This is a genomic window from Xanthomonas cucurbitae, assembly GCF_002939885.1.
GTDB lineage: Bacteria > Pseudomonadota > Gammaproteobacteria > Xanthomonadales > Xanthomonadaceae > Xanthomonas > Xanthomonas cucurbitae.
The window spans coordinates 65,560-90,673 of the sequence record NZ_MDED01000012.1; the positions used below are offsets into that span (position 1 = coordinate 65,560).

The 25,114-nt window shown below is 68.2% G+C and carries 17 protein-coding genes and 2 pseudogenes; 9 read left to right on the plus strand and 10 right to left on the minus strand.

Features of this window, described 5'->3' with window-relative positions:
• Positions 1-71: 71 nt before the first annotated feature.
• Positions 72-4,184, plus strand: a complete 4,113-nt coding sequence (gene hrpA, locus XcuCFBP2542_RS08450) for an ATP-dependent RNA helicase HrpA (protein WP_104603152.1) — start codon at positions 72-74, stop codon at positions 4,182-4,184.
• A 115-nt stretch (positions 4,185-4,299) separates the two neighbouring features.
• Here the strand turns inward: hrpA and XcuCFBP2542_RS08455 are convergent, their stop codons facing one another.
• From XcuCFBP2542_RS08455 to pqqA, 7 genes and pseudogenes are all read right to left on the minus strand, one after another.
• Positions 4,300-5,790 (minus strand): PhoPQ-activated pathogenicity-related family protein, encoded by a 1,491-nt coding sequence (locus tag XcuCFBP2542_RS08455; RefSeq protein WP_104603181.1) that lies wholly within the window; start codon positions 5,788-5,790, stop codon positions 4,300-4,302.
• 282 nt (positions 5,791-6,072) lie between these two features.
• A pseudogene (locus XcuCFBP2542_RS08460) lies at positions 6,073-6,577 on the minus strand (hypothetical protein); the annotation flags it as partial.
• Positions 6,578-6,629: 52 nt separating this feature from the next.
• Positions 6,630-7,763: a pyrroloquinoline quinone biosynthesis protein PqqE gene (gene pqqE / locus XcuCFBP2542_RS08465; RefSeq protein WP_104603153.1), complete on the minus strand. Its 1,134-nt coding sequence runs from the start codon at positions 7,761-7,763 to the stop codon at positions 6,630-6,632.
• Positions 7,760-8,038 (minus strand): pyrroloquinoline quinone biosynthesis peptide chaperone PqqD, encoded by a 279-nt coding sequence (gene pqqD, locus XcuCFBP2542_RS08470; RefSeq protein ID WP_104603154.1) that lies wholly within the window; start codon positions 8,036-8,038, stop codon positions 7,760-7,762. Before pqqD ends, pqqE begins: the two co-directional genes overlap by 4 nt.
• Positions 8,035-8,787, minus strand: a complete 753-nt coding sequence (pqqC, locus tag XcuCFBP2542_RS08475) for a pyrroloquinoline-quinone synthase PqqC (RefSeq protein ID WP_104603155.1) — start codon at positions 8,785-8,787, stop codon at positions 8,035-8,037. Before pqqC ends, pqqD begins: the two co-directional genes overlap by 4 nt.
• On the minus strand, positions 8,784-9,683 hold the full coding sequence (gene pqqB / locus XcuCFBP2542_RS08480; RefSeq protein ID WP_104603156.1) for a pyrroloquinoline quinone biosynthesis protein PqqB: 900 nt from the start codon (positions 9,681-9,683) through the stop codon (positions 8,784-8,786). Before pqqB ends, pqqC begins: the two co-directional genes overlap by 4 nt.
• 79 nt (positions 9,684-9,762) lie before the next feature.
• A complete protein-coding gene (gene pqqA, locus XcuCFBP2542_RS08485; protein WP_002812057.1) occupies positions 9,763-9,843 on the minus strand; it encodes a pyrroloquinoline quinone precursor peptide PqqA in 81 nt (26 codons plus the stop codon).
• Between the two features lie 179 nt (positions 9,844-10,022).
• On the opposite strand from pqqA, the gene XcuCFBP2542_RS08490 reads away from it, so the two are divergent.
• Positions 10,023-12,320 carry a RelA/SpoT family protein gene (locus tag XcuCFBP2542_RS08490; RefSeq protein WP_425478017.1) on the plus strand — a complete coding sequence of 766 codons (2,298 nt, stop codon included), beginning with the start codon at positions 10,023-10,025 and terminating at the stop codon, positions 12,318-12,320.
• Between the two features lie 151 nt (positions 12,321-12,471).
• Entirely contained in the window at positions 12,472-13,986 is a 1,515-nt protein-coding gene (locus XcuCFBP2542_RS19715) for a hypothetical protein (RefSeq protein ID WP_167526925.1), read from the plus strand.
• Between the two features lie 76 nt (positions 13,987-14,062).
• On the opposite strand, the gene XcuCFBP2542_RS08505 is transcribed toward XcuCFBP2542_RS19715, so the two are convergent.
• Positions 14,063-16,165, minus strand: coding sequence for a glycosyltransferase (locus tag XcuCFBP2542_RS08505; RefSeq protein ID WP_104603158.1), 2,103 nt, complete (start codon positions 16,163-16,165; stop codon positions 14,063-14,065).
• 264 nt (positions 16,166-16,429) lie between these two features.
• Here XcuCFBP2542_RS08505 and mrcB point away from each other — a divergent pair, with 264 nt between their 5' ends.
• The 5 genes and pseudogenes from mrcB to XcuCFBP2542_RS08530 all read left to right on the plus strand — a co-directional run.
• Complete coding sequence (gene mrcB / locus XcuCFBP2542_RS08510; protein WP_104603159.1) at positions 16,430-18,874, plus strand: penicillin-binding protein 1B; 2,445 nt, start codon at positions 16,430-16,432, stop codon at positions 18,872-18,874.
• A 13-nt stretch (positions 18,875-18,887) separates the two neighbouring features.
• Positions 18,888-19,412, plus strand: coding sequence for a tetratricopeptide repeat protein (locus XcuCFBP2542_RS08515; RefSeq protein ID WP_104603160.1), 525 nt, complete (start codon positions 18,888-18,890; stop codon positions 19,410-19,412).
• Between the two features lie 156 nt (positions 19,413-19,568).
• Positions 19,569-21,578 (plus strand): DNA repair helicase YoaA, encoded by a 2,010-nt coding sequence (yoaA, locus tag XcuCFBP2542_RS08520; protein WP_104603161.1) that lies wholly within the window; start codon positions 19,569-19,571, stop codon positions 21,576-21,578.
• A 27-nt stretch (positions 21,579-21,605) separates the two neighbouring features.
• Entirely contained in the window at positions 21,606-22,325 is a 720-nt protein-coding gene (gene tsaB, locus XcuCFBP2542_RS08525) for a tRNA (adenosine(37)-N6)-threonylcarbamoyltransferase complex dimerization subunit type 1 TsaB (RefSeq protein WP_104603162.1), read from the plus strand.
• Positions 22,322-22,567, plus strand: a pseudogene (locus XcuCFBP2542_RS08530) (ADP-ribosylglycohydrolase family protein); the annotation flags it as partial. The gene tsaB and the pseudogene XcuCFBP2542_RS08530, both read left to right, overlap by 4 nt.
• Positions 22,568-22,645: 78 nt before the next feature.
• Here the strand turns inward: XcuCFBP2542_RS08530 and XcuCFBP2542_RS08535 are convergent.
• Together XcuCFBP2542_RS08535 and gshB are read right to left on the minus strand one after the other, a co-directional pair.
• Positions 22,646-23,521 (minus strand): energy transducer TonB family protein, encoded by an 876-nt coding sequence (locus XcuCFBP2542_RS08535; RefSeq protein WP_104603163.1) that lies wholly within the window; start codon positions 23,519-23,521, stop codon positions 22,646-22,648.
• Positions 23,518-24,468, minus strand: a complete 951-nt coding sequence (gene gshB / locus XcuCFBP2542_RS08540; protein ID WP_104603164.1) for a glutathione synthase — start codon at positions 24,466-24,468, stop codon at positions 23,518-23,520. The genes XcuCFBP2542_RS08535 and gshB overlap by 4 nt, the downstream gene beginning before the upstream one ends.
• Positions 24,469-24,706: 238 nt before the next feature.
• Between gshB and pilG the strand changes: the two genes are divergently transcribed.
• Positions 24,707-25,108: a twitching motility response regulator PilG gene (pilG, locus tag XcuCFBP2542_RS08545; RefSeq protein ID WP_104562659.1), complete on the plus strand. Its 402-nt coding sequence runs from the start codon at positions 24,707-24,709 to the stop codon at positions 25,106-25,108.
• Positions 25,109-25,114 lie beyond the last annotated feature (6 nt).

The window sequence follows — 25,114 nt, forward strand, 5'->3', positions numbered from 1 at the left end:
GAACAGATATGGCGTCACAATAGACAGACTAAAGGATCAAACGTCATTCAATCTTTCACATTTCTCAATCAATGAGCGCTATCGACACCGACCTTGCCGATACCTTGCGCGAGCGTCGCCGCGCCGTCGATGGCGCGATGAGCCGCGACCGTGGGCGCTTGCTGGGCCTGTGGTCTCGGTGGCATGGCAAGCCGGGCAACGTGCAGGCGCGCGAGGCGTTCGAGCACGCATTGGCGGCGTCGCAGGCGCAGCGGCAGGCGCGTGCCGAGCAACAGCCGGCCATCACCCTGGATGCGCAGCTGCCGATCGCGCGCGAGGCCGAGCGCATCATTGCGTTGATCCGCGACCACCAAGTGGTGGTGATCGCCGGCGAGACCGGCTCGGGCAAGACCACCCAGCTGCCCAAGTTATGCCTGGCCGCAGGGCGCGGTGCGGCCGGCATGATCGGCTGCACCCAGCCGCGCCGGATTGCCGCGCGCGCGGTGGCCGCACGCGTGGCCGACGAGCTGAAGACGCCGCTCGGTACCACGGTGGGCTTTCAGGTGCGCTTCACCGACCGGGTAGGCGAGCAGTCCCGCATCAAGTTCATGACCGACGGCATCCTGCTGGCCGAGATCGCCAGCGACCGCTGGCTGTCGGCCTACGACACCATCATCGTGGACGAGGCGCACGAACGCAGCCTCAACATCGATTTCCTGCTGGGCTATCTCAAACAGTTGCTGGGCAAGCGCCCCGACCTGAAGTTGATCGTCACCTCGGCCACCATCGATACCGAGCGCTTTGCCCAGCATTTCGACAACGCGCCGGTCATCAGCGTGGAAGGCCGGACCTTCCCGGTGGACGTGCGTTATCGGCCGCTCGACGGCGAGGCGGGCGGGGATGACGACGCTGCCGGGCGCGACGGCGAACGCACCGTCAACGATGCCATCGTGGCGGCGATCGACGAGATCACCCGCCTGGACCCGCGTGGCGATGTGCTGATGTTCCTGCCGGGCGAGCGCGAGATCCGCGATGCGCATCATTCCCTGGAGCGGCGCAAGTACCGCGACACCGAAGTGGTGCCGCTGTATGCGCGGCTCTCTGCGGCCGACCAGGACCGGGTGTTCAACCCCGGCCCGCGTCGGCGCCTGGTGCTGGCCACCAACGTCGCCGAGACCTCGCTGACGGTGCCGCGCATCCGCTATGTGGTGGACCCGGGCTTTGCCCGCGTCAAACGCTACAGCCCGCGGCAGAAGCTGGATCGCCTGCATATCGAACCGATTTCGCAGGCCAGCGCCAACCAGCGCATGGGCCGTTGCGGGCGGATTGCCGAGGGCATCTGCTACCGGCTGTATGCCGAAGCCGACTTTGCCGCGCGCCCGGCCTTCACCGATCCGGAGATCCGGCGCTCGTCGTTGTCGGGGGTGATCCTGCGCATGCTGCAGCTGGGGTTGGGACGGATCGAGGACTTTCCGTTCCTGGAAGCGCCGGACGAGCGTGCGGTCGCAGACGGATGGCAGCAATTGCTGGAGCTGGGTGCGATCGATGCAGAGCGGCGTTTGACCGCCATCGGCCGGCAGATGGCGCGCCTGCCGGTGGACGTCAAGCTGGCACGCATGCTGGTGGCTGCGCAGCAGCACGGCTGCCTGCGCGAGATGATCGTCATTGCAGCGTTCCTGGGCATCCAGGACCCGCGCGAGCGCCCACCCGAAGCACGCGAGGCGGCCGACAATGCACATGCGCTGTTTGCCGATGCGCGCTCGGAGTTCGTCGGCATCCTGCGCTTGTGGGAGGCGTACCGGCAGGTGCACGAAGACCTCACCCAGTCCAAGTTGCGCGATTGGTGCGGCCGGCATTTCCTGGGTTTCCTGCGCATGCGCGAGTGGCGCGAACTGCATCGGCAGCTGCGTCTGTTGTGCGCAGAACTGGGCTGGAGCGAGGAGCCGGCCACGGCAATGCTGGCGCCGCTGCTAGCCGGCGCCAGCGCGCCGGCTAGCGCCGATGGCCACAACGCCAACCGGCCCACGCGCGGGCAGCTGCACCGCGCCGCGCGGCTGGCACGCGAGGGCAAGGCCGATCCGGCTGCGCCATCCGTGCAGCCTGCAGCGGTTCCGCCCAACCGGCAGGCCGAGGCCGCCGAGGCATCGGCACGCACCAGCGAGCGTGAACGTGCTGCGGCGTATCAGGCGCTGCACCGCGCGCTGCTGGCCGGCCTGCCCACGCAGATCGGCCACCGCACCGAAAAAGGGGATTTCCTGGCCGCACGGCAGCGCCGCTTCGTGCCGTTTCCCGGCTCGGCGTTGGCACGCAAGCCGCCGCCGTGGATCCTGGCCGCCACGCTGCTGGACACGCAGAAAGTCTGGGGCATGACCAATGCGGCGATCGAGCCGGATTGGGCCATCGCCGAATTGGGGCATCTGCTGGCGCGCAAGCATTTCGATGCGCATTGGTCGCGCGCGCAGGGGCAGGTGGTGGCGTCCGAGCAGATCAGTCTGTTCGGGCTGGTGCTGGCGCCGAAGAAGCCGGTGCACTTCGGCAAGATCGATCCGGCGGCCTCGCATGACCTGTTCGTGCGCCAGGGCCTGGTGACCGGCGAGATCACCACGCGCGCAGCGTTCGTGGCCGACAACCTGCGCGTGCTGGAACAGGCGCGCGAGGAAGAGGCCAAGCTGCGTCGCGCCGGTATCGTGGCCGACGAGGACTGGCAGGCGCGCTGGTATCTGGACCGCATTCCGGCCGAGCTGCATTCGGCCAGCGGGCTGGACGCCTGGTGGAAGACGCTGCCGACCGACAAGCGCCGCAGCCTGCACTGGAGCTTGAACGATCTGCTGCCCGGCGAAGGCAGCGAGGCCGACCGATTCCCGAAATACTTCCCACTGGGCGATGCGCGGTTGCCGTTGCATTACCGCTTCGAGCCGGGCGCCATCGACGATGGCGTGACGCTGGAGGTGCCGCTGCATCTGCTCAATGCACTGGATCCGGCGCGGTTGTCCTGGCTGGCACCGGGCTTCGTCGCCGACAAGGCGTCGGCGCTGATCCGCAGCCTGCCCAAGGCGCAACGACGCAATTTCGTGCCGGCGCCGGATTTTGGCCGGGCGTTCTACGAGGCCTATAGCCTGCCGTCGGCCGACGACATGCGCGGCGAGCTGGCGCGTTTCCTGTCCAAGGCCACCGGCGTGCAGGTGACAGCGCTGGACTTCGATGAGCAGGCGCTGGATACCCATTTGCTGATGAACCTGCGACTGCGCGATGACGGCGGCAAGGTGCTGGCCGAATCGCGCGATCTGGATGGGCTGCGCGCGCGTTTCGGCGACCGTGCCGGCCAAGCGTTTGCCGCACGTGCGGGGCGTGCGCTGGCCGCCGAAGGCCTGCGCGACTTTCCGGCTGCGCCGATCCCCGAGCAGGTGGCCGGCGAAGCCGGTGTGCCGGCGTATCCGGCGCTGGTGGATCAGGGCGAGGATGCAGCGCTACGCATCTTCGCCGACCGCAACGAAGCGGTGCAGGCGCATCCGCGTGGCGTGCGGCGGCTGCTGGAAATCGCCCTGGCCGACAAGATCAAGCAGGCGCGCAAGCAGCTGCCGGTGTCGCCCAAGACCGGGCTGCTGTATGCGGCGATCGAATCGCAGGAACGCCTGCGCGGCGATCTGGTCGATGCCGCGCTCAATGCGGTGCTGGCCGAGGGACTGGGCGCAATCCGCGACCCGGGCGCGTTTGCGCAGCGCCGCGACGATGCGATCAAGCGCCTGTTCGGCGAAGCGATGGAACGCCTCAGGCTGGCCGAAAGCATCCTGGGTGCGGTGGCCGAATTGAAGCCGCTGCTGGAAGCCCCGTTGATGGGCTGGGCGCGCGGCAACCTGGACGATATGGAGCAACAGTTGCGTAACCTGGTGCATGCCGGCTTCCTGCGCCAGACCCCGGCCGAAGCGCTGGCCAATTATCCGCGCTATCTCAAGGCGATGATCCTGCGCACCGAACGTGCCAAGCGCGACCCGGCGCGTGACCAGGCGCGCATGCTGGAACTCAAGCCGTTCGTGGACGCATTGGAGGACGCGGCTGCGCGCGGGCTGCAGCAGCGCCCCGATTGGCAGGCGCTGCGTTGGGATCTGGAAGAGCTGCGAGTGTCGGTATTCGCGCAGGAGCTGGGGGCCAAGTCCGGCGTGTCGGCGAAGAAACTGGCGCAGCGGGTGGCGGCGTTGCGCGGCTGAGGTAGGGGCGCGCTGGCGCGCGCTGGGGCGTTCCTGGTAATGCCGCAGCGCGCGCCAGCGCGCTGCTACGAAGAATTCTTGGCTTCACTGCAACGGCACGCGCCGGGGCCGTTGTTCAGTGCGAAGCAGCGCTATGCGCTGCGCCCGGCAGCGTGCTGCAGGCAGCATTGTCGGTCGGTGGTGCCTGGGTTGGGTACTGCTGCTTGCCCAGCACGTAGGTCTGGCTGGTGGCGACCAATCCATCTGCGTAGGTGGCTTCGATGAAATAGGCGCTCCAGCCGAGCGCAGGCATCTGCACCGGCACGGTGATCCTGCCGCCGCGCGGTAGCTCCAACGGGGTGGCGCTGTAGCGAATGCCGCAGGCGTAGCGGAAGTCGCGTGCCTGTGCATTGCTGGCGCTCCAGAGCTGCAACCGGATCGGGCGTTCGGACAAGCGCAACCGAATCTGAGGGATTGCTCCTGCCTCCAGTGCATCGCTGAGCTGCGGCAGCGAACGCCGCTGTTGTAGCCGGGTGACAAAAGGCACCAAGGTGTCGACCATCACGGCGCGGATGTCCTTGTGTCCACTATTGGGTACCACGCGCAGGGCCTTGCTGCCCGGCAGCGCGTCGTAGAAGAACTGCGTGTTGTCCGGCAGGAAGAAGTCGTCGCCGCTGGCGTTGACGATGTACTTGGGGATCGACAGCCGCTTGCGGTACGGCGTGTGCAGGTAGCTGAGCGGATCCTGCAGCTGGACCAATTGCGCGAACTCCGGCGTCTGCAGCTGGCTGGTGATCCCCTGCTGGGCATAGGCGTTGAACGCAATCGGCCAATGTCCGCCGTAGGTCCGGTACATATGGTCCAGCACGGCCGGCATGTTGAGGATGTCGATCACGAATGGCACCACCGCCTCCACGCGCTGGTCGGCGATGGCGGCATGCCAGCTCGCCCAGCCGCGCTTGGAGGCACCGGCAAGGATGAAACGATGAATGTTCAGCGGCGCCAGTTCGCGCTCGGCCAGCGACATGCTGCGCGCGATGGCAGCGGCCATCGGCACATGCAGCGGCATGGTCTTGCGCTGCTGCGGTGCCTTCAGGAATTGCGCCCAGGTGTAGGCGACGCTGTCGTCCTCGCGACGCGGCATGCCATCGCCCTGGTAGGTCAGGGCCTGATTGGGGATATCGCTCACTGCGATGACCACGGTGCGGCTACGCCGTGCCAGCGCCGCCAGTGCTTCGGACGGCAGTTCGCTGGGCGGCTGGGCGGGGCTTTCGGGCGCGGCGTTGCGGGTGCCGTTGGTGGACAACAGTACAGCGCGGGTTGGCAACGCATCGGTGGGCAGGTAGATCGCCACGTCGTGCTGCCACACCGCCGGAGTGACCAGTGACTCCGGCGACCAGGTCTGCGAGGTCAGCAGATAATCGCGCCGCTCCACGCCGTTGACCGTACTGGTGGCCAGGCGGGTATAGACCAAGGGTTGTTGCTCCACTGCATCGTGGTAGCAGACCAGCGCCTGGTCAAACCCGACCTCCGGCGAGATGGCGCAGCGATCGGTCGCGGTGGATGCCAGCGCCGATCCGGTGACAAGCACCAACCATGCAATGTTGCAATACGTCATCAAGCGCATCGTGTCCTCCGGAAACAGCGCGGCGCGCCAATTCAAGCGTGGAGCAGGTCGAGTGAGAAGGACGCGGTCAGGCCCTTTCCAGATCGCAAGTCTTGCACGTCACCAAATCCAGGACATCACGATCCATACGCATTGAGTCGACCAGAGCGAAGTCACGAGGACTTTCCCAGTAGGAGCGCGCCTGAGCGCGATGAGGCGTTACCGGTAACGCCTCATCGCGCTCAGGCGCGCTCCTACTGGGAAAGTCCTCGTGACTTCGCTCTGGTCGACTCAATGCGTATNTCCGCCGCACCTTGGCCGGGGTGTTGTAGCCCTCGATCTGCAGATACCACACGCCGACTACGCCCGGCTTGATTTTCACTTTCGGGGCATCCTTGCGCACGCCCGACAAGCTGGCTGCATCGGTCTGTTCCCATTCCTGGCCATTGGCCAGGGAGTAGACACGGCCCTTGGAAAACCCCTTGAACTCACCCACGATGCTGCTTTCGATCGGCTCCTTGCTGCCGAAGTCGAAGAAGCCGCGGTTCTTGACGATGATCTCCTGGCGGCCGGCTTCCTTGGCTTGCTCGACCACCACGGCGGCCTCCTTGGCAACCTTGCCCTGCAACCAATTGTTGAGCGCGGCCAGTTCGCTGGCGCTGAGCTTGTCCAGGCCGGCGGCCTTGAACTGCTCGGCGCTCATCTGCGACTGCAGGTCGCCCTGTACGGCGCTTTGGGCCAGCGCGGGTGTGGCGGTCAACGCAAGGGTCAGGCAGACCAGCAGAGGAATGCGGCGCGCGAGCGACATGGGAGCCATCCGTCAGTAGGAGACCGCTAGTGTAGACGCTGTCGGGGGGCGTCTAGTCCGGCGTGAGGTCGGCCATGGAAGCTACGCGTTCGGCGCGTACCGGGCGGCGGTAGACCAACGCCGGTGCCACCGCCGCGGCTTCGCGTTCGGCAATGGCGCGCACCTGCGCATGCGCGGGCGCGCGCTCGCACACCGGGTCCAGCGTGGCGGCGTCGCCGCTGAGCGCCAGCGCCTGGCAGCGACAGCCGCCCCAGTCGATCTCGCGCTTGGGGCAACCCTGGCACACCTCCGGCATCCACGCGGTGCCGCGAAACCGCACGAAGGCGTCGCCGTGGTTCCAGATTTCGGCCAGCGTATGATCGCGCAGGTTGTCGAAGCGCATGCCTTCGATGGTTTCGGCCGCATGGCAGGGCAGCACGTCGCCGCGCGGAGAAATGTTGACGAAGCGCTGGCCCCAGCCGCCCATGCAGGGCTTGGGCTGGCGTGCGTAATAGTCGGGGGTGACCAAGTCGATCGCCAGGCGGTCGCCAAGTTCGCGCCGTGCGGCCTCTACGGCCGCAATGGTGCCCATCACCTGCGCACGGCTGGGCATCAAGGCCGCACGATTGCGCAGGCCCCAGCCGTAATACTGGGTGTGGGCCACTTCGATGCGCTCGGCTTGCCATTCCAGCGCCAGCGCAATCATCTGTGGCACCCGTTCGGCGTTATGCCGGTGCAGCACCGCGTTGAGCGTCAGCGGCAGGCCGCGCGCACGCACGGCGGCTGCGAATTCGCGCTTCCTGGACAGGCTGTTGCGATACCCGGCAATGCGATCGGCACCGGCCGGGTCCACGTCCTGTACGCTCAACTGCACGTGCTCCAGCCCGGCCGCTTGCAACTGGTCCAGCATCGGCTCGCCGCCGGCCACGCCGGAGGTGATGAGGTTGCTGTACAGGCCAAGTGCGCGCGCGTGCGCCACCAGCTCTGGTAGGTCCTTGCGCAGCATCGGTTCGCCACCGGAAAAATGCGCCTGCAACACGCCCATGTCGGCGGCCTGCTGCAGCAGCGAACGCCAACCGTCGGTATCCATCTCTTCACGCAGTGCAGCCAGCGCAATCGGGTTGGAGCAGTACGGGCACGCCAACGGGCAGCGGTGGGTCAGCTCCAGCAGCACGGACAGCGGCGGTGGCGGCACGGCGCTGCTCATAGTTTCAGCAAACGCTTCTGATGCAGGGTGGCGGTGAGTTCGATCACGTCGGCCTCGATCTGCGCAGGGTCTGCGTCGAATTCGGCTGCCAGCTCCTGCGCAATCTGCGCCAGCGAGCGCGTCCCGTCGAAACGTTGCGCCACCACCAAGGCGATCTCGTCCAGTTCGACCACGCGCTCGGGTGCGAGCAGCACCCATTGATCGCGTGCGCGGTCGTGCTGCAGGCGCACGCCTGCGCGCAGGGCCGGCTGGCTGTCGTGGGCGATGCTGCTCACGCGGCGGCCCGGCTGGCAGCGCGGTCGGGGACGAACGCATCCGGCCAGATGATGCCCGGCGTGACGTAGGCCAGGTGCAAGGCGTCCAGCTGCGCCCACAGCACCGAGCACTTGAAGTGCAGTGCCGCCTTGACCAACTGCTGCTTGTCCACCGTATCGGCATGCTGTTTGACGTAATCCAGCGCGAAATCCGAATCGCGCGGTGCCTCGGTCAGGCGATGCTCGAAGTAGGCCAAGGCCTCGGGAGAGACGAAGTCGTAGTGCTTGAGCATGCCGGCCACGCGCTGGCCGATGATGTTGGGCGCGAACAACTCGGTGAGCGAGGAGGCAATCGCTTCGAGCAGGCTCTTCTCGCGCACGAACTGCAGATACGCCTGCACCGCGAAGCGCGTGCCCGGCAGCAGTGCGCGTCCGGATTCGACCAGGTGGCGGTCCAGGCCCAGCGCGTCGGTCAGATGCAGCCAGCGCGCGATGCCGCCATCGGCGGCGCTGTTGCCGTCATGGTCGAGGATGCGCTGGCGCCAGATGCGGCGCAGCCCCGGGTCTTCCATGCGCGCCAGGATCGCCGCGTCCTTCAAGGGGATACAGCGTTGGTATTCGAAGCGGTTAAGCGCCCAGGCCTGCACCTGGCCGCGGTCGAGCCTGCCATCGTGCAGCAGTGCATGGAACGGGTGCTGGTCGTGATACAGGCGCGCGCCGATGGTGCGCAGGTCCGCTTCCAGTTGGTCCGGGGTGAGCAGGGCGGTCACAGGGTGATCTCCAGGCCATCGTGCGCAACTTCCCAGCCGTTGGCGCGCGCGTTGGCGTATTCGGGCGAATGGAGATCGAGTACGGGATTGGTGGTGTTGATGTGGATGAAGATCTTGCGCGCCACATCGAGCGGCGCGAACGCGGCCATGGTGCCTTCCGGGCCATCGATGCTCAGATGGCCCATGCGCTGGCCGGTTTTCTGGCTGACGCCCAGCTGCACCATTTCATCGTCGCGCCACAGCGTGCCGTCGAAGAACACCAGTTCGGCGCCGCGCAGACGCGTGCGCAGCGCATCGGTCATGGCCGCGCAGCCGGGTATGTAGTGCACGCGGTGGCGGCCATCGTCGATGGTCAGGCCCAGGGTTTCTTCATTGGAACCGGCCAGGTCGCCGCCACTGCGCGATTCCATGAACAGCGGAACCTTGCCCGGTACCGAAAATGGCGTCAGTTGCAGGCCCAGCAGTGCCAGTGGCGTGTCCAGTGCAAAGGGCTGGCGCGACACGTAGTGCGGATTGAGGGCGTCGAAGATCGGGTTCTGCGCCAGCAGGTCGAGTACGCGGCTGCTGGCATGCAGCGAAAATTCCTGGCTCTCGCGCATCGACAGCAGCCCGGCGATATGGTCGATCTCGCCGCTGGTTAGCAGCACCGCTTCGATCGGCGAATGCCGCAGGCCCTGCTGCGGCCACAGCGCGGGCGTTGCAAGCAGCTGCTGGCGAAAATCGGGGGAGGCATTGACCAGCACCCAATGGTGCCCATCGGCACTCACGGCGATGCTGGCCTGCGTGCGACGCTGGGCACCGTCGACTTGTTGCCACGCCCGCCGGCTGGCGGGCGTGTGGCAATTCCATTGCGGGTGCCCACCGCCGGCCGCCGATCCCAGGACAATGATGCGCATGGAGAGCTGTTACCTACACTGCCGACAAGCGCCGGTCATGCATCGAAGGGAAGGGCGGTAGCGCCTGTGCGTGGCCGGATCAAAACTCGCCAGAGACGTAGCAGTTGATTTCGGCGCCGCAGTTGACTTCACGCACTACCGGCTTTTTCCAGGTCTTCATCGGCTCACCTCGTAGTTGATGGGGGAACGCCACCGCAGCGGGATGCCGTGGGGGCGTCCATGGAGCATAGGCAGGCGGCTAGGCCGAGTTGTAAAGGGCACGTAAAAACACGCGCTTGCGCAATGTGCGGCGTGCAGCGATGTGCGCGAGGTCTCATGCAAGCGTGGCCAGCCAACGCCTTGCCGGATGAACCGGGCATCCGCGCAGCGGTGGCCACGCCGCGCGGCATCCGCAACACCGTGCGTTGTGGGGATGGTGACGCGCACGTTACCGTACACATCAGTCTCCATGAATGTCGCCTGCCCGTGTCCACTGCTGTGACCAGTTCTTCGCTCGATTGCCTGCACGCCTTGCTGCAGCGTCCGGCTGTCGCGTCGATCGCCCCTGCACTGCGCGAGGCCTTGGCACAGGCCTGGCAGCATGCGCCGCCCGCCGCGCCCGCCGCCGGGTCGTGGACCTTGCTGAGCGATACGCTGGATGCGTTGGCCTTGCTGGCCGCTGATGAAGCCACCCTGATCGCGGCACTGCTGTTCGACCTGCCCAGCCTGCGCGCCTGCGTTGCCGGCCTGCCGTGGCAACCGGCCGAGCGCCGCGTGGCGGTGGAGGGCCTGCTGGATGGTCTGGACGCTGCCGATCAGGTGTGGGCGCTGCACGCCGGGCGCGATGCCGGGCGCAACAGCGAAGGCCTGCGACGGCTGCTGCTGTCGATCATCCACGACCTGCGCGTGGTGCCAATCCTGCTGGCACGGCAGCTGGCACGCATGCGCGTGGCCGACCGCCTCAGCGAAGATCAGCGCCGCGCGCTGGCCCAGCTCACCCGCGACATCCATGCGCCGCTGGCCAACCGGCTGGGGATCTGGCAGGTCAAGTGGGAGCTGGAAGACCTGGCGTTCCGGCACCTGGAGCCGGAGACCTATCGCCGCATCGCGCGCGAGGTGGACGAAACCCGCATCGCGCGCGAGCGCTACATCGACGCGGTCAAACGCACCCTGTTCGATGCATTGGCCCAGCAAGGCCTGCGCGCAGAGGTCAGCGGCAGGCCCAAGCATATCTACAGCATCTGGCGGAAGATGCAGAAAAAGCGCCTGTCCTTCGACCAGCTCTACGACGTCCGCGCGGTGCGGGTGATGGTGGACGACGTGGCTGCCTGCTATGCGGCGCTGGGTGCGGTGCATTCGCTGTGGACGCCGGTGCCCAGCGAGTTCGACGACTACATCGCCAGGCCCAAGGCCAACGACTATCGCTCGCTGCACACCGCCGTGGTCGGCCCGGAAGGGCGCACCATCGAAATCCAGATCCGCACCCACCAGATGCACGCCCAGGCCGAGCTCGGCGTGGCCGCGCACTGGAAATACAAGGAGGGCGGCAAGGGCGCCGAAAAGGCCTTCGACCGCAAGATCCTGTGGATGCGCCAGCTGCTGGAGCAGGTGCAGGAGGGCGACCATGGCGAGCTGGCCGGCGCGCTGGATGCCGAGCTGATCGAAGACCGTGTGTATGCATTGACCCCCAAGGGCGAGGTGATCGATCTGCCGCAGGGCGCCACCCCGCTGGATTTTGCGTACCACGTGCACACCATGGTGGGGCACCGCTGCCGTGGTGCGCGGGTCAATGACCGGATCGTGCCGCTGACCTACCGGCTGCGCAGTGGCGACCGCGTGGAGATCATGACCGCCAAGGAAGCGGACCCGCGCCGCGACTGGCTGCTGGCCGCCAACGGCTTCCTGGCCAGCGGGCGTTCGCGCGACAAGGTGCGTGCCTGGTTCCACAAGCTCGACCGCGCCCGCAACGTGCAGGCCGGCAAGGAACTGCTCGACCGCGAACTCAAGCGGCTGGGCCTGCAGCAGGCCGACCTGGGCGTGGCGACGCGCAAGTTTCACGCCGATAGCGTGGATGATCTCTATATCCAGGTGGCGCTGGGCGACACCGGCCCCAACCAGGTCAGCCGTGCGCTGTTGGAAGCCGAGCGCGCCGCCTCGCAGCCGGCAGTGCCTGCGCCGCCGCGTCCGACCGCGCGCCGCGAGGGGCTGGGCAAGTCCAAGTTCACCGTGCAGGGCGTGGGCAATTTGCTGGTGCAGCTGGCGCGGTGCTGCCAGCCGGTGGCCGGCGAGCCGATTGCCGGTTACCTCACCCGCGGCCGTGGCATTACCGTGCACCGTAGCGACTGCGTGGCGCTGGCGCGGCTGGCAGCGGCGCATCCGCAGCGCGTGCTGCCGGTGGAATGGGGCAAGGCGGGCAGCGGCTATGAAGTGGATGTGCAGGTGCGCGCGGTGGACCGGCGCTGGTTGCTCAAGGACATCACCAACCTGATCGCGCAGGAAGACGCGCACGTGCTGGAGATCAACAGCGACAACGTGCGCGATACCGGGCGGGCGCAGCTGCGCCTGCGGCTCAAGGTCAGCGACTACGACCAGTTGTCGGCGCTGCTGGGCAAGCTGGATGCCTTGCCCGGCGTGAACGAAGTGCGGCGGCTGGGCTGAGCGGCCGGCACGACCGCAGCGTACTCGCCGCAACGATTCCCGATTCCCGATTCTCTATTCCCGAACAACCCACACCGCCTTCGCAACGCCCCGTTACCATGGCCGGGTGAACGCGCCCCCGTCAGGTCGCGCCAAGGATGGACGCCACCCCATGTTTTCGCTGCCGCGCTGGGCCAGGTCTGCGCGCCTCTGGGCGCCGTTGCGCAATCGTGCGCTGTGGCGTGTGGCAATGCTGTCGTGCGCCTGCCTGGTGGTGAGCGCGGTGGTGTTGCGCAAGCCGCTGGCCGACTGGTTGTGGCCGGAAAGCCGCATCCAGCAGTTGCTGCAGCGTGGCGATACGGCATTGGCGCGTGGCCAGCTCAGCGTTGCCGATGGCAACGGTGCGCGCGAATTGTATGCCGCCGCGCTGGCGCTGGATGGTGACCGCAGCGAGGCGCGCGCCGGACTGGCGCGGACAGGGGCGGCCGCGGTGGTGCAGGCGCGTGCGGCCATCGCCGCCGGTGACGCAGCGGCCGCCCAGCGCGCGCTGGCATTGGCGGATGTGCTGCAAGTGCCGCAGGCGCAGATCGCACCGGTTGCGGTGCATCTGCGCCAACTGCAGGCGCAGCGGGCGGGGCTGGATGCCATGCTGGCCCGCGCGGTGGCGGCGCAGCAGCAAGGCCGCCTGGATGGCACGCCGGACAGTGCGCTGCCGCTGTTCCAACGCATCCTGGCCCTGGCGCCGGAGCGGACCGATGCGCTGGAAGGGCGCGAGGATGCCTTGACCGACCTGTTGGCGCAGGCGCGCCAGGCCCTGGCCCGCGACGCATTTGGCGAGGCGGCCGGGTTGCTGGCGGCGGCCAGGGTGTATGACGCCGGGCACGTGGATCTGCCCTCGACCGAGGGGCACTACCACCGTCTGCTGGACCTGCGCCGGCAACGTGCCGAGGGGCTGCTGCGGCGTGGCCGCCTGGCGCCGGCCGCGCGCGATTTCGGGGCAGTATTGGCGGCCGAGCCGGAGGATGCTGGCGCGCGTCGCGGGCTTGATCGGGTGGCCGGCGAATACGCCGCACAGGCCACACGACAGGCAGCGGATTTCCGCTTCGACCAGGCCGCGCAGTCGCTGCGCCAGGCGCAGGAGCTGGCGCCTGGGCAGCTGGCGATCGTGCAGGCCGAGCAGGCCATCGCGCGCGCGCGCGAGGCGCAACGCGGACCTGCCGCCGGCTTGTCGCGCGGGCTTCGCGAGCGCCGCCTGCGTGCGCTGCTGCAACGCGCCGTCGAGGCTCAGGCGCGCCAGCAGTGGATGACGCCGCCCGGTGCCAGCGCCTACGATGCCGTGCGCGCCGCGCAAGCCCTGGCGCCACGCGATCCGCGCGTGCTGCAGGCGGCCGCGCGCGTGGCGCCCGCCAGCCGGCGCTGTTTCGAGGACGAACTGCGCGACAACCGTTTGCGCGCCGCGCGCGGCTGCCTGGATGCGTGGCAGGCACTGACCCCCGATGGCGATGCGGTGGCCGGCGCACGCCGCCGCCTGGCGCAGCGCTGGATCGCCGTCGGCAGCGAGCGGTTGGGCCAGGAAGATGCGGCGTTCGCGCGACGTGCGCAGGAGCAGGCGCGTCAATTGGATCCCGGCCTGCCGGAGCTGGCCGAGTTCACGCGCAGGGTCAGGGCGGTGACCGAGCAGCGCTGATGGGTTCACACATCGCCGCCGCCGGCTGTGTATCCGGCGATGGGCCGAGCCAACACGGCCAGCTCAATCTGCCGGCTCAATCGGCAATGAACAATGTCCGCACGGTATCGCGCGCGGCATCCAGCGAAAAATGCTCGGCGACGTTGCGCAGCCCGTTGTGGGCCAGGCGCTGCCACAGCGTCGCATCCTGGTAAAGGCGCACGATGGCATCGGCGAAGGCATCGGCCTGATCGGCCACGCAGACGTCGTCGCCATCGCGCAGGTGCATGCCCTCCACCGCGCAGGTGGTGCCGACCACCGGCTGGCCGTGCGCCATGCTGAGGTTGATCTTGCCCTTGACGCCTGCGCCGAAGCGCAGCGGCGCCACCGCGATGCGGACGTTGTCCATGAACGGGGTCAAGTCCGGCACATGGCCGTGCAGCTGTACGCCTGGGGATTCGTCGGCGAGCAGCCGCAACGCCTCGGGCAGGTCTGCGCCGATGCAGTGGAACATCACCTCGGGCAGCTGTGCGCGGACCTGCGGGAAGATCGCGCTGATGAACCATTGCACTGCATCCACGTTCGGGGCATGCCGGAACCCGCCAACGAAGACCAGGTCGCGGCGTTGCGCGAACGGCAGGCCGCTGCCGGCCACCTCGTGCAGATTGGAGAGCAGGGCGGTGCGCAATTGCGGCGCGTCCACACGCAGTTGCGCCTGTTCGGCGGCCGACACCAGCAGGGTGACATCGGTGGCGGCCATGACCTCCAGCTCGCGCAGGCGGGTACGCTCTGCACTGCGCAGCAGGTTGGCATCGGCGGCGAGTTCGGCGCCGCGGCGTTCGCGCAGGTAGTGCAGGTCCACGGTGTCGAACAGCGTGCGCGCTTGCGGAGCGTATTGCTTCAGCAGCGGCAGACAGGCGTGCGCCACATGATGACGCACCAGCAGCACCGCCGCGAACCGCGTACCGTGGGTGCGCAACCAGCCAGCGATGCCGTCCAGGAATGGCGCATGCCAGACTTCCACACCCAGCTGCTGCAGTGCCAGGGTATGCCGTCCGGCATGCTCGCGCCGGGTCGGGACGAACACCACATGCGCGCCTTCTTCGCGCAGCAGCCGGATCAGGTTGAATTGCCGCAGCGAGCCCGAGTCGCGGTCCGGTTGCGGTACGCATTCGTCCAGGATCAGCACCTGGCGTTGCGCGCGGTGGAGTTGCGCCGGGCCGGGGACGGTGCCCACCGGCAAGTGCGCCGCCAATGCGGACTGCCATTTCTCGGCGAACACGCTCTGGTTGCGCACCTGATACGCCTTGACCCCGGTGCGGACGTCGGTGCCGTTGCTGGTGCCTTCGTCGTGCACCACCACGCTGGCCGGTTGCACCAGTACCTGGTGGCCGGCAGCGCGCACCGCAAAGGCCAGGTCGGTGTCTTCGTAGTAGGCCGGCATATAGCGGCGATCCAGCCCGCCCAGCGTGTGCAGCAACGCGCGTGGCAGCGCGATGGCGGCTCCCGAGCAGTAATCCATTGCGCGGACATAGGCGTAACGCGGGTCCTGCGCCGATTCGAAGCGGCCGTAGCTCCAGGCGCTGCCATCGCCGAACACCACGCCGCCGGACTCCTGCAGCCGCCCATCCGGATACACCAGCTGGGCGCCGACCAGGCCGGCGCCAGGATGCTGGTCGAAGGTGGCGAGCAGCCGATCCAGCCAGCCTGGCTGCGGGATGGTGTCGTTGTTGAGCAGCACCACATACTCGCCGCGTGAGGCGGCGATACCGTCGTTGCAGGCGGCGATGAAGCCACCGTTGCTGGAGCGCTGGTGGTAGCGCAGGCCCGCAATCTGCGGCAGCTGTGCGGTGGTGGCATCGCTACTGCCATCGTCCACCACCACGATTTCCATCGCCAGCTGTGGCGGATGCGCGGCCAGCGCGCGCAGGCAGGCCAATGTGTGGGCGATGTGGTCGTAGACCGGGATCACCACGCTCACGCGCGGGGTGGCGTTGTACGGCACGGCGAACGCAGCGAACGGCGCCGGCGGCGGCAACCACAACGGCGTGCCGAGCGCGACCGGCGGTGCCTGGGTATGCACGCGGATGCGCTGCCAGGTGGCACGCCAGCCACGGGTGCGCATGCTTGCCACGCTGCGGTGGATCAGGCCAAGCACGCGATTGAACAGATAACGCGCGTCGGCCAGGGACATCGACATTCCTTAGAAACTCCAGCATGCAGCGGCAGATGCGATGGGTGCGCGGTCGTGGTGCGAGGCGTGGACCGCGCGGCGGACCCGCAGTGTACGAGGGGCCGCCGCCGATTCCGAGCATGGCCTGCCGATTCGCCCGCGGTATCGCCCGCATGCGCGGCACGGCGGGCAGGCTTGCGGTTTAGCCATTTTTAAGTCAAGCCGAACCCGCAGGCGGCAGCCACGACAGCGCTGCGCTAGACTCGCCGGATTCTCCATGCCTGCATTCCCGTGCCCCGACGCAACGACCACGACGATCCCGAAGACTTCGAGGACGACTCCCAAGAGCAAGGCTCCCGCTGGCAACGCAGGCTGATCGTCTGGGGATTTGCCGCGTTGGCGCTTGCGCTCGGCTTCCTGATTCCCTACACGGTGTATCTGAACACCCAGGTCAGCCAGCGTTTCGGCGAATTGCGTTGGCAGATCCCCACCCGCGTGTACGGACGCCCCCTGGTGCTGGCCCCCGGCAACGCGCTGGACACGGCGACCCTGAAGACCGAACTGGATGCGGCGTCCTACCGCGACGACGGACAGGCCAAGCTGGCCGGCACGTACCAGCAGGACGGCAGCCGTTTCACCATCGCCAGCCGCGGCTACAACGACGTGGATGGTGCGGTGCCGGCGCGCCGGATCGAGGTGGCGCTGTCCGGCGGGCGGGTGGCGAGCCTGCGCGATACCGGTACCCGCAAGGCGCTCAAGAGTGCGCGGCTGGATCCGGCGCGCATCGCCACGCTGTACGGGCAGAAGCAGGAAGAACGTCGCCTGGTGCGCATGGAAGAGGTGCCGGAGCTGCTGGTCACCGGCCTGCAGGCGGTGGAAGACCGCGACTTCAACAGCCACCACGGCATCGACCTGAGTGGCATGCTGCGCGCGGCCTGGATCATGCTGCGCTCGGGCGGCCAGGTACGTCAGGGCGCCAGCACGCTGACCCAGCAGCTGGCCCGCAGCGGCCTGCTCGGCATCGGCAAGGAGCAGACGCTCACCCGCAAGTTCAACGAGATCCTGTACGCGGTCATCATGGAGGCGCGCTACGACAAGCGCACCATCCTGGAGGCGTATCTCAACCAGGTGTATCTGGGCCAGCGCGGCGGGCAGGCGATCCACGGCGTGTCCTCCGGTGCCGAGCTGTGGTTCGGGCGCGAGCTCACGTCGATGACCACCGAACAGATCGCCCTGTTGATCGGGCTGGTCAAGGGGCCGTCGTACTACGACCCCCGGCGTAACCCGGAACGTGCACTGGACCGGCGCAACTTCGTGCTGGGCAAGCTGCACGAGAACCAGCTGATCGACGACGCCGAGTACAAGCGCGCACTCGCCGCGCCGCTGGGCGTGCCGAAAGAGCCGGGCCTGGTCGCGGCGAACCGCTTTCCCGCCTACGTGGACCTGGTGCGGCGGCAACTGGCGCACGACTATCCGGAAGGCGTGCTGCAGGGGGCCGGCATGAGCGTGCTCACCGGCATGTCGCCTGCGGCCCAGGCCTATGCCGAAGGCGCGGTGACCGGCACCATCAAGCGGCTGGACAACAAGAAGCGCCCGCCGCTGCAGGCCGGGCTGGTGCTGACCGACGTGCACAGTGGCGATGTGCTGGCGGTGGTCGGCAGCCGCGACGTCGCCAAGCCCGGCTTCAATCGGGCGGTGGAAGCGCAACGGCCGGTAGGCTCGCTGCTCAAGCCGTTCGTGTACATGCTGGCGCTGGCCTCGCCGGACCGCTGGGCGCTGTCCAGCTGGGTCGACGATTCGCCGGTCACCGTGCAGCTCAGCCGCGGCAAGACCTGGTCGCCGGGCAATTCCGACAACCGCAGCCATGGCACGGTGCGGCTGATCGATGCGCTGGCGCATTCCTACAACCAGGCCACGGTGCGGGTGGGCATGCAGGTGGGGGCCGACCGTATCGCGCAGTTGATCCAGGTACTGGCCGGGATCAAGGCCGACCCGAATCCGTCGCTGATCCTGGGTGCGACCGACCAGAGCCCGTACGGCATGGCGCAGCTGTACCAGTTCCTGGCCGCCGGCGGGGAGATCCAGCCGCTGCATGCGGTGCGTGGCGTGCTCGACCCGCAAGGCAAGCTGCTCAAGCGTTACGACAAGACCCCCGCGCCGGCGCAGGAAGGCGATTCGGTCGCCGCCAACCTGATCAGCATCGGTCTGCAACAGGTGGTCAGCGGCGGAACCGCGCGCCAGTTGCTGGGCGACGGCCTGGGCCGGCTGTCTCCGGCCGGCAAGACCGGTACCTCCAACGACGGCCGCGACAGCTGGTATGCCGGCTATACCGGCGACCACCTGGCGGTGATCTGGATGGGCAACGACCAGAACGAGCAGACCGGCCTGTACGGCGCCACCGGCGCGATGCGGGTGTGGTCGAGCATCTTCGCGCGCCTGCCCAGCGCACCGCTCAAGGTCAGTGGCAAGGGCCTGGACTGGCAATGGGTGGACGCGGCCGGCACCGGCGTGACCAATCCGGGCTGCCCGGGCGCGCGCCAGTTCCCGTTCGTGGTCGGTTTCACGCCTGCCTTCGCCTCTTGTGCCGGGACCGCACCGCCCATCGCCGGCGCGCCCGGCGAGGCCACAGCGCCTGCCGAGCAGTCCAGCGGTGGCGGCTGGCGACGCTTCTTCGGTCTGGAGAAGCGGCCGGAAGACCCTGCGCCAGCGCCCGCTTCGGCGCCCCCTGCCCATTGACTGGAGTGACCAGATGACCCGATTGCACCGTATTCTCGCCCTGATCGGGGTACTAGCCGCAGTCACCGCCTGCGTCACCGCGCCGCCTGCGCCGCCGCCAGCGCCGGTCGATCCGACCACGCCTGCGCAGCGCCTGGGATTGATCGAACGCGAGGCCGGCGCCGACGACACCGAGTTGTCGGTCCAGCCACTGCGCGACCCGCAGGTGGATGATCTTCGCGAAGCCGCCAGGACCAAACGCCAGGCCGGCGATCTGCCGGGTGCGGCGGCCGCGCTGGATCAGGCGATCGGGCTGGTTTCCGGCGATCCGGCGATCCTGCAGGAGCGCGCGGAAGTGGCGGTGTTGCAGGCCGACTGGCCGGCCGCCGAACGCTTCGCCAAGCAGGCGGTGGATCTGGGCTCCAAGACCGGCCCGCTGTGCCGCCGCCATTGGGCCACCATCGAGCAATCGCGACTGGCGCGCGGCGAGAAAGAGAACGCCGCTTCCGCCAAGACGCAGATCGCTGGCTGCACCGTGCCGGGCATGAAGCGTTACTGAGGACCGCAGGGCCGGGTGCGTCGCGCCCGGTCGATTGGCAAGGGTGAGCGCCTGCATCTGGATGCGATGCGGTGGTCCACCCGATCCGGCAAGCAGGCAGCATCCCTGCGCACGCGTTAGGCTGGCGGGCTTGTCCACCTGCATCCGTTCGGTCTCATGTCCCAACTTGCCACTGCCAGCATCGATGCGCTCAGCGAGGGCGGGGCGCTAGCGCGCCAGCTCGATGCATTTGCGCCGCGCGCTGCGCAGCTGCGTTTGACCGGCGCCATCGCCGAGGCCTTTGAACAGCGCGATGTGCTGCTGGCCGAGGCCGGCACCGGCACCGGCAAGACCTATGCGTATCTGGTGCCTGCGCTGCTATCGGGCTTGAAGACCATCGTCTCCACCGGCACGCGCGCGCTGCAGGACCAGCTGTTCCATCGCGATCTGCCGCGCGTGCGCGCCGCGCTGGGCGTGGGCCTGCGCAGCGCGTTGCTGAAGGGCCGCGCCAACTATCTGTGCAAGTACCGCACCCAGCAGGCGCGGGGCGAGCCACGCCTGGCCACGCCCGAGCAGGTCACCCAGTTCCAGCGCATCGTGGCCTGGAGCGGGCGCACCCAGTACGGCGACATGGCCGAACTGGATGCCCTGCCGGACGATTCGCCACTGCTGCCGATGGTGACCTCCACGGTCGACAACTGCCTGGGCACCGACTGCCCGTTCTACAGCGAGTGCTTCGTGGTGCAGGCGCGCCAGCGTGCGCAGGCCGCCGATCTGGTGGTGGTCAATCACCATCTGCTGCTGGCCGATCTGGCGCTCAAGCAGGAAGGTTTCGGCGAGATCCTGCCGGGCGCGCAGGCCTTCGTCATCGACGAAGCGCATCAGCTGCCAGAACTGGCGGCCAATTTCTTTGGCGAAAGTTTCGGCATGCGCCCGTGGCAGGAACTGGCGCGCGATTGCATGGTGGAGGCGCGGCTGGTCGCCGGTGCGCAAGCCAGCCTGCAGGCGCCGATCCTGGCCCTGGACGATGCGCTGCGCAGCCTGCGCGCCGGCATGGAAGGGCTGCCGCCGCGTGGCACGCAGTGGCGCGCCTTGGCCAAGCCGCAGGTGCGCGAAGGTTTCGATGCGGTGCTGTCGGCGTTGGCGCGGCTGGGCGAGGCCTTGCTGCCATTGCGCGAGGCCTCGCCGGGGTTCGACGGCTGCACCGCGCGTGCGCAGGAAGCCTTGAATCGCCTCTCGCGCTGGTTGGGCGAAGATCTGCCGGTAGCGGATTTTGCGCAGGATCCGCCAGAAGCGACGGTCGATACCGATGTGCTCTGGTACGAGCTCAGCCCGCGTGGCTTTCGCTGTCAGCGCACGCCGCTGGATGTGTCCGGCCCGCTGCGCGCGCACCGCGAAAAGTCGCAGGCGGCCTGGGTGTTCACTTCGGCCACGCTGGCGGTGGGCGGAGAGTTCGACCACATCGCACTGCGGCTGGGCTTGCGCGACCCGGTGACCTTGCTGCAGCCCAGCCCGTTCGACTGGGCACGCCAGGCGTTGTGCTATCTGCCGCCGAATCTGCCCGACCCGGCCGCGCGCGGCTTCGGCACCGCCTTGATCGCGGCGCTGACGCCGGTGCTGCAGGCCTCCAATGGCCGCGCATTCCTGCTGTTCGCCTCGCACCGCGCGCTGCGCGAGGCCGCCGACGCGCTGCGCGGTGCGCCATGGCCGCTGTTCGTGCAGGGCGAGGCGCCGCGCGCGACCCTGCTGCAGCGCTTTCGCGATTCCGGCAACGGCGTGCTGCTGGGCTCTGCCAGTTTCCGCGAGGGCGTGGACGTGGTCGGCGATGCGCTGAGCGTGGTGGTGATCGACAAGCTGCCGTTCGCCGCGCCCGACGACCCGGTGTTCGAAGCGCGGCTGGATGCGATCCGCCGCGAGGGTGGCAACCCGTTCCGCGACGAGCAGTTGCCGCAGGCCGTGATCGCGCTGAAGCAGGGCGTGGGCCGGCTGATCCGCAGCGAAACCGACCGTGGCGTGCTGGTGTTGTGCGACCCGCGGCTGGTGAACAAGAGCTACGGACGCACTTTCATGGCCTCGCTGCCACCGTTTGCGCGCACGCGCGACATCGGCGAGGTGCGCGCGTTCTTTGGCGTCGCCGAGCCAGTGGGCGACAATGGCGTGCTCGCGTTGCCGTTCGGCGATGACTGAGCTTCCCTTCCTGCCTGCGGTCCTGCCATGAAAGTCCTCGCTTTCGAAACCTCCACCGAAGCCTGCTCCGTGGCGCTGCACGTGGATGGACGTGTGATCGAGCGCTTCGAACTGGCACCGCGTCGCCACGCCGAACTGGCCTTGCCCTGGGCCGACGCGCTGCTGGCCGACGCCGGCATCGCCCGGCGCCAGCTCGATGCGATCGCGGTCGCCCGCGGGCCTGGCGCCTTCACCGGCGTGCGTCTGGCGATCGGCATCGCGCAAGGCATCGCCCTGGCGCTGGATCTGCCGGTGCTGGCCGTCTCCACGCTGCAGGTGCTGGCCTTGCGCGCGCCGGCCGAGGCCACGCATGTGCTGGCCTGCATCGATGCGCGCATGGGCGAGGTGTATGCCGGCGTGTTCGCGCGCAGCGGCGACACCTTGCTGGAACTGGTGCCGGAGATGGTGTGCGCACCGGACGCGCTCGCGGTGCCCGACACCGCAGCGCGCATGGCCGGTGTCGGCACCGGTTTCGCCGCAGCCGACGCACTGCTGCAACAGCGTTTTGCGACCCGCCTGACCAGTGTCGATGCGACCGGGCTGCCGCGTGCGGCCGATTTGCTCACGCTCGCGGTGCCGGCGTTGCAGCGCGGCGAAGGCGTAGCGCCGGAGCGGGTGGAGCCAGCCTATCTGCGCGACAACGTCGCACTCACCCTGGTCGAGCAACAGGCCGCCCGCGCCGCGAAGGCAGCCGCCGCGACGCCATGACCGACGCTGCCCGGCGCGCACGTTTTCGCGGGTGTCTGCTCGGCCTGGCGGTCGGCGATGCGCCGGGCATCACGCTGGAATTCTGCGCGCCGGGTAGCTTCACGCCGATCGACGATATGCACTGTGGTGGTCCGTTCGCCCTGCGTGCAGGGTAGTGGACCAACGCCGCCGCGATGGCGCTGTGCCTGGCGCACAGCCTGCTGCACTGGCAAGGCTTCGACCCCGCCGGCCAGATGAGCCGCTGACCTGTCGCGCCAGCTGCCGCACGCGGCAGGTCGTGTAGTCGGCCATGCCGTCGCGTCGACGACGCCTGGGGGGTGTCAGCGGTCGTCGTGCAACTCGCCGCCGGGCAGGAATAGCCAGGTCCGGGTGACTTCCAGGATGTCCACATCGTCCTGGGTGTTGGGTAGCGGCGGGAACGGCTGTGCCAGTTGCACCACCCGCAGCGCGGCCGCGTCCAGCGCGGGGACACCACTGGAGATCAGCACGCGACTGCCTTCCACGCTGCCGTCGCGGCGCACGCCCACGCTGATGACCACCTTGCCGCCCAGTCGGCGGCGGCGTGCGTCGTCCGGATAATTCAGGTTGCCCACGCGCTCGGCACGGTCCACCCAGGCGCGCAGGTAGTTGGCGTAGGCGTACTCGCGGGTGCTGGCGGAGACGAACTTGCGGTTCGGGCGCTTGGCGTACTGTTCCGAGCGCAGGTGCACCTCGGCCGCCAGCCGGGCCATCTCCGCATCGCGCTGGATGCGTTGCGCATCGGACGGGGTGAGCGGGTCGGTCTGCGGGTTCGGCTGCGGCGTCGGCATGGCCTGCTCGCCGCGGCGGCTGCTCACCACCCGGGTCTGGGTGGGGGCCGGAGCCTGAGCGCTGGTGGCGCGCTGCGCCTGCGGCGCCAGGCCGGTGCGGTCCTGCGGCACCACGCCGGGCTGGCTGTCGCGCGGGCGCTGGGCGGTGTCGTGGTCGCCGCCGCCCTGCTGGTTGGCCTGCGCCAGGAAGTCGGCCTGCCTGGGCGTCAGCGGGGTGCTGGTCTGACTGAAGATCACGTCCAGGGTCGGCACCAGTGGCGCGTCTTCGCTGACCGCGAAGCCCACGCCCAGGATCAGCGCGCCGTGCAGCACCAGCGAGATCACCAGCGTGGTGGTCAGCCGCCGGCGTTCGTCCACTGCTGCAGTCAGGGCCGCCGCCGTGCTCATTGCGGCACGCCGGCCTCGATCGCATCGAACAGCCGCCCGGCGATGTTCAGGCCGAACTGCGCATCCAGCTCGCGCACGCAGGTGGGGCTGGTGACGTTGACCTCGGTCAGGTAGTCGCCGATCACGTCCAGGCCGACGAAGCGCATGCCGCGGCGGCGCATTTCCGGCCCCACCTGCGCGGCGATCCAGCGGTCGCGTTCGGACAACGGCCGGCCTTCGCCGCGCCCGCCGGCGGCCAGGTTGCCGCGGAATTCGTCACCCTGCGGGATGCGCGCCAGGCAATAGTCCACCGGCTCGCCGTCCACCAGCAGGATGCGCTTGTCGCCGGCGGTGATGTCGGGGATGAAGCGCTGCGCCAGGGTCAGCTTGCGGTTGCCGTCGGTCAGCGTTTCCAGGATCACATTGAGGTTGGGGTCGCCGGTGCCGCTGCGGAAGATCGAACGCCCGCCCATGCCGTCCAGCGGCTTGAGCACCGCCTGGCCGTGCTCCAGCACGAAGGCCTTGAGCGCGGCCGCATCGCGGCTGACCAGGGTAGGCGGGCAGCATTGCGGAAACAGTAATGCGGCCAGTTTTTCGTTGTAGTCGCGCAGGCCCTGCGGGTCGTTGACGATCTGCGCGCCGGCGCGCTGGGCGACACTCAGCACCTGGGTGTCGTAGACGAACTCGGCGTCCACCGGTGGGTCCTTGCGCATTAGCACCACCTGGCCGGGGCCGAAGGCCAGCTCGGCGAACTCCCCCAGGGTGAACCAGCTGGCCTTGTCCTCGCGCACGCCCAGCGGCGCGACCTGCGCCACCGCGCGGCCTTCGCGCAGGCTCAACCCGCCCGGGCGCACGTAGTGCAGGCGGTGGCCACGGCGCTGGGCTTCCAGCAGCATGGCGAAGGTGGTGTCTTTGGCGATCTTGATGGAGGCGATGGGATCCATCACCACAACGACGTCGAGCGACATGGGGCTAAACCTTTCGAACAGGCTGCCGATGGTAGCTTCAAGCGATGGGTGATGGCGCACCCGGCTCGGTCGCAGATGCGCGACTTGCCGGTTTCGACACATCCTGGCGTGGTTGAAACGTCCGCCTGGCGGGGCGGTGGCAGGGCACCCTTGACAGTCAATGCGGGTCTTGGGATATACATGCACTTTCGTAGCGACGCCGTAAGGGATGAAGCGTCGCGCGCCTGGGGATATTTGCATGACTGAAAACATGGCTGCGGGTGGGGAACTCGCAGGACTGAAGGTGATGGTCATCGACGATTCGAAGACCATCCGCCGCACCGCCGAAACGCTGCTGAAGCGGGAAGGTTGTGAGGTGGTGACAGCGACCGATGGTTTCGAGGCACTGGCCAAGATCGCCGACCAGCAACCGCAGATCATTTTCGTGGACATCATGATGCCGCGCCTGGATGGGTACCAGACGTGTGCGTTGATCAAGGGCAACCAGCTCTTTAAATCGACGCCGGTCATCATGCTGTCGTCCAAGGATGGCCTGTTCGACAAGGCGCGTGGCCGCATCGTCGGTTCCGAGCAGTATCTGACCAAGCCATTCACCCGTGAAGAACTACTGAGCGCGATCCGCACCTACGTCCACGCCTGACCAGGG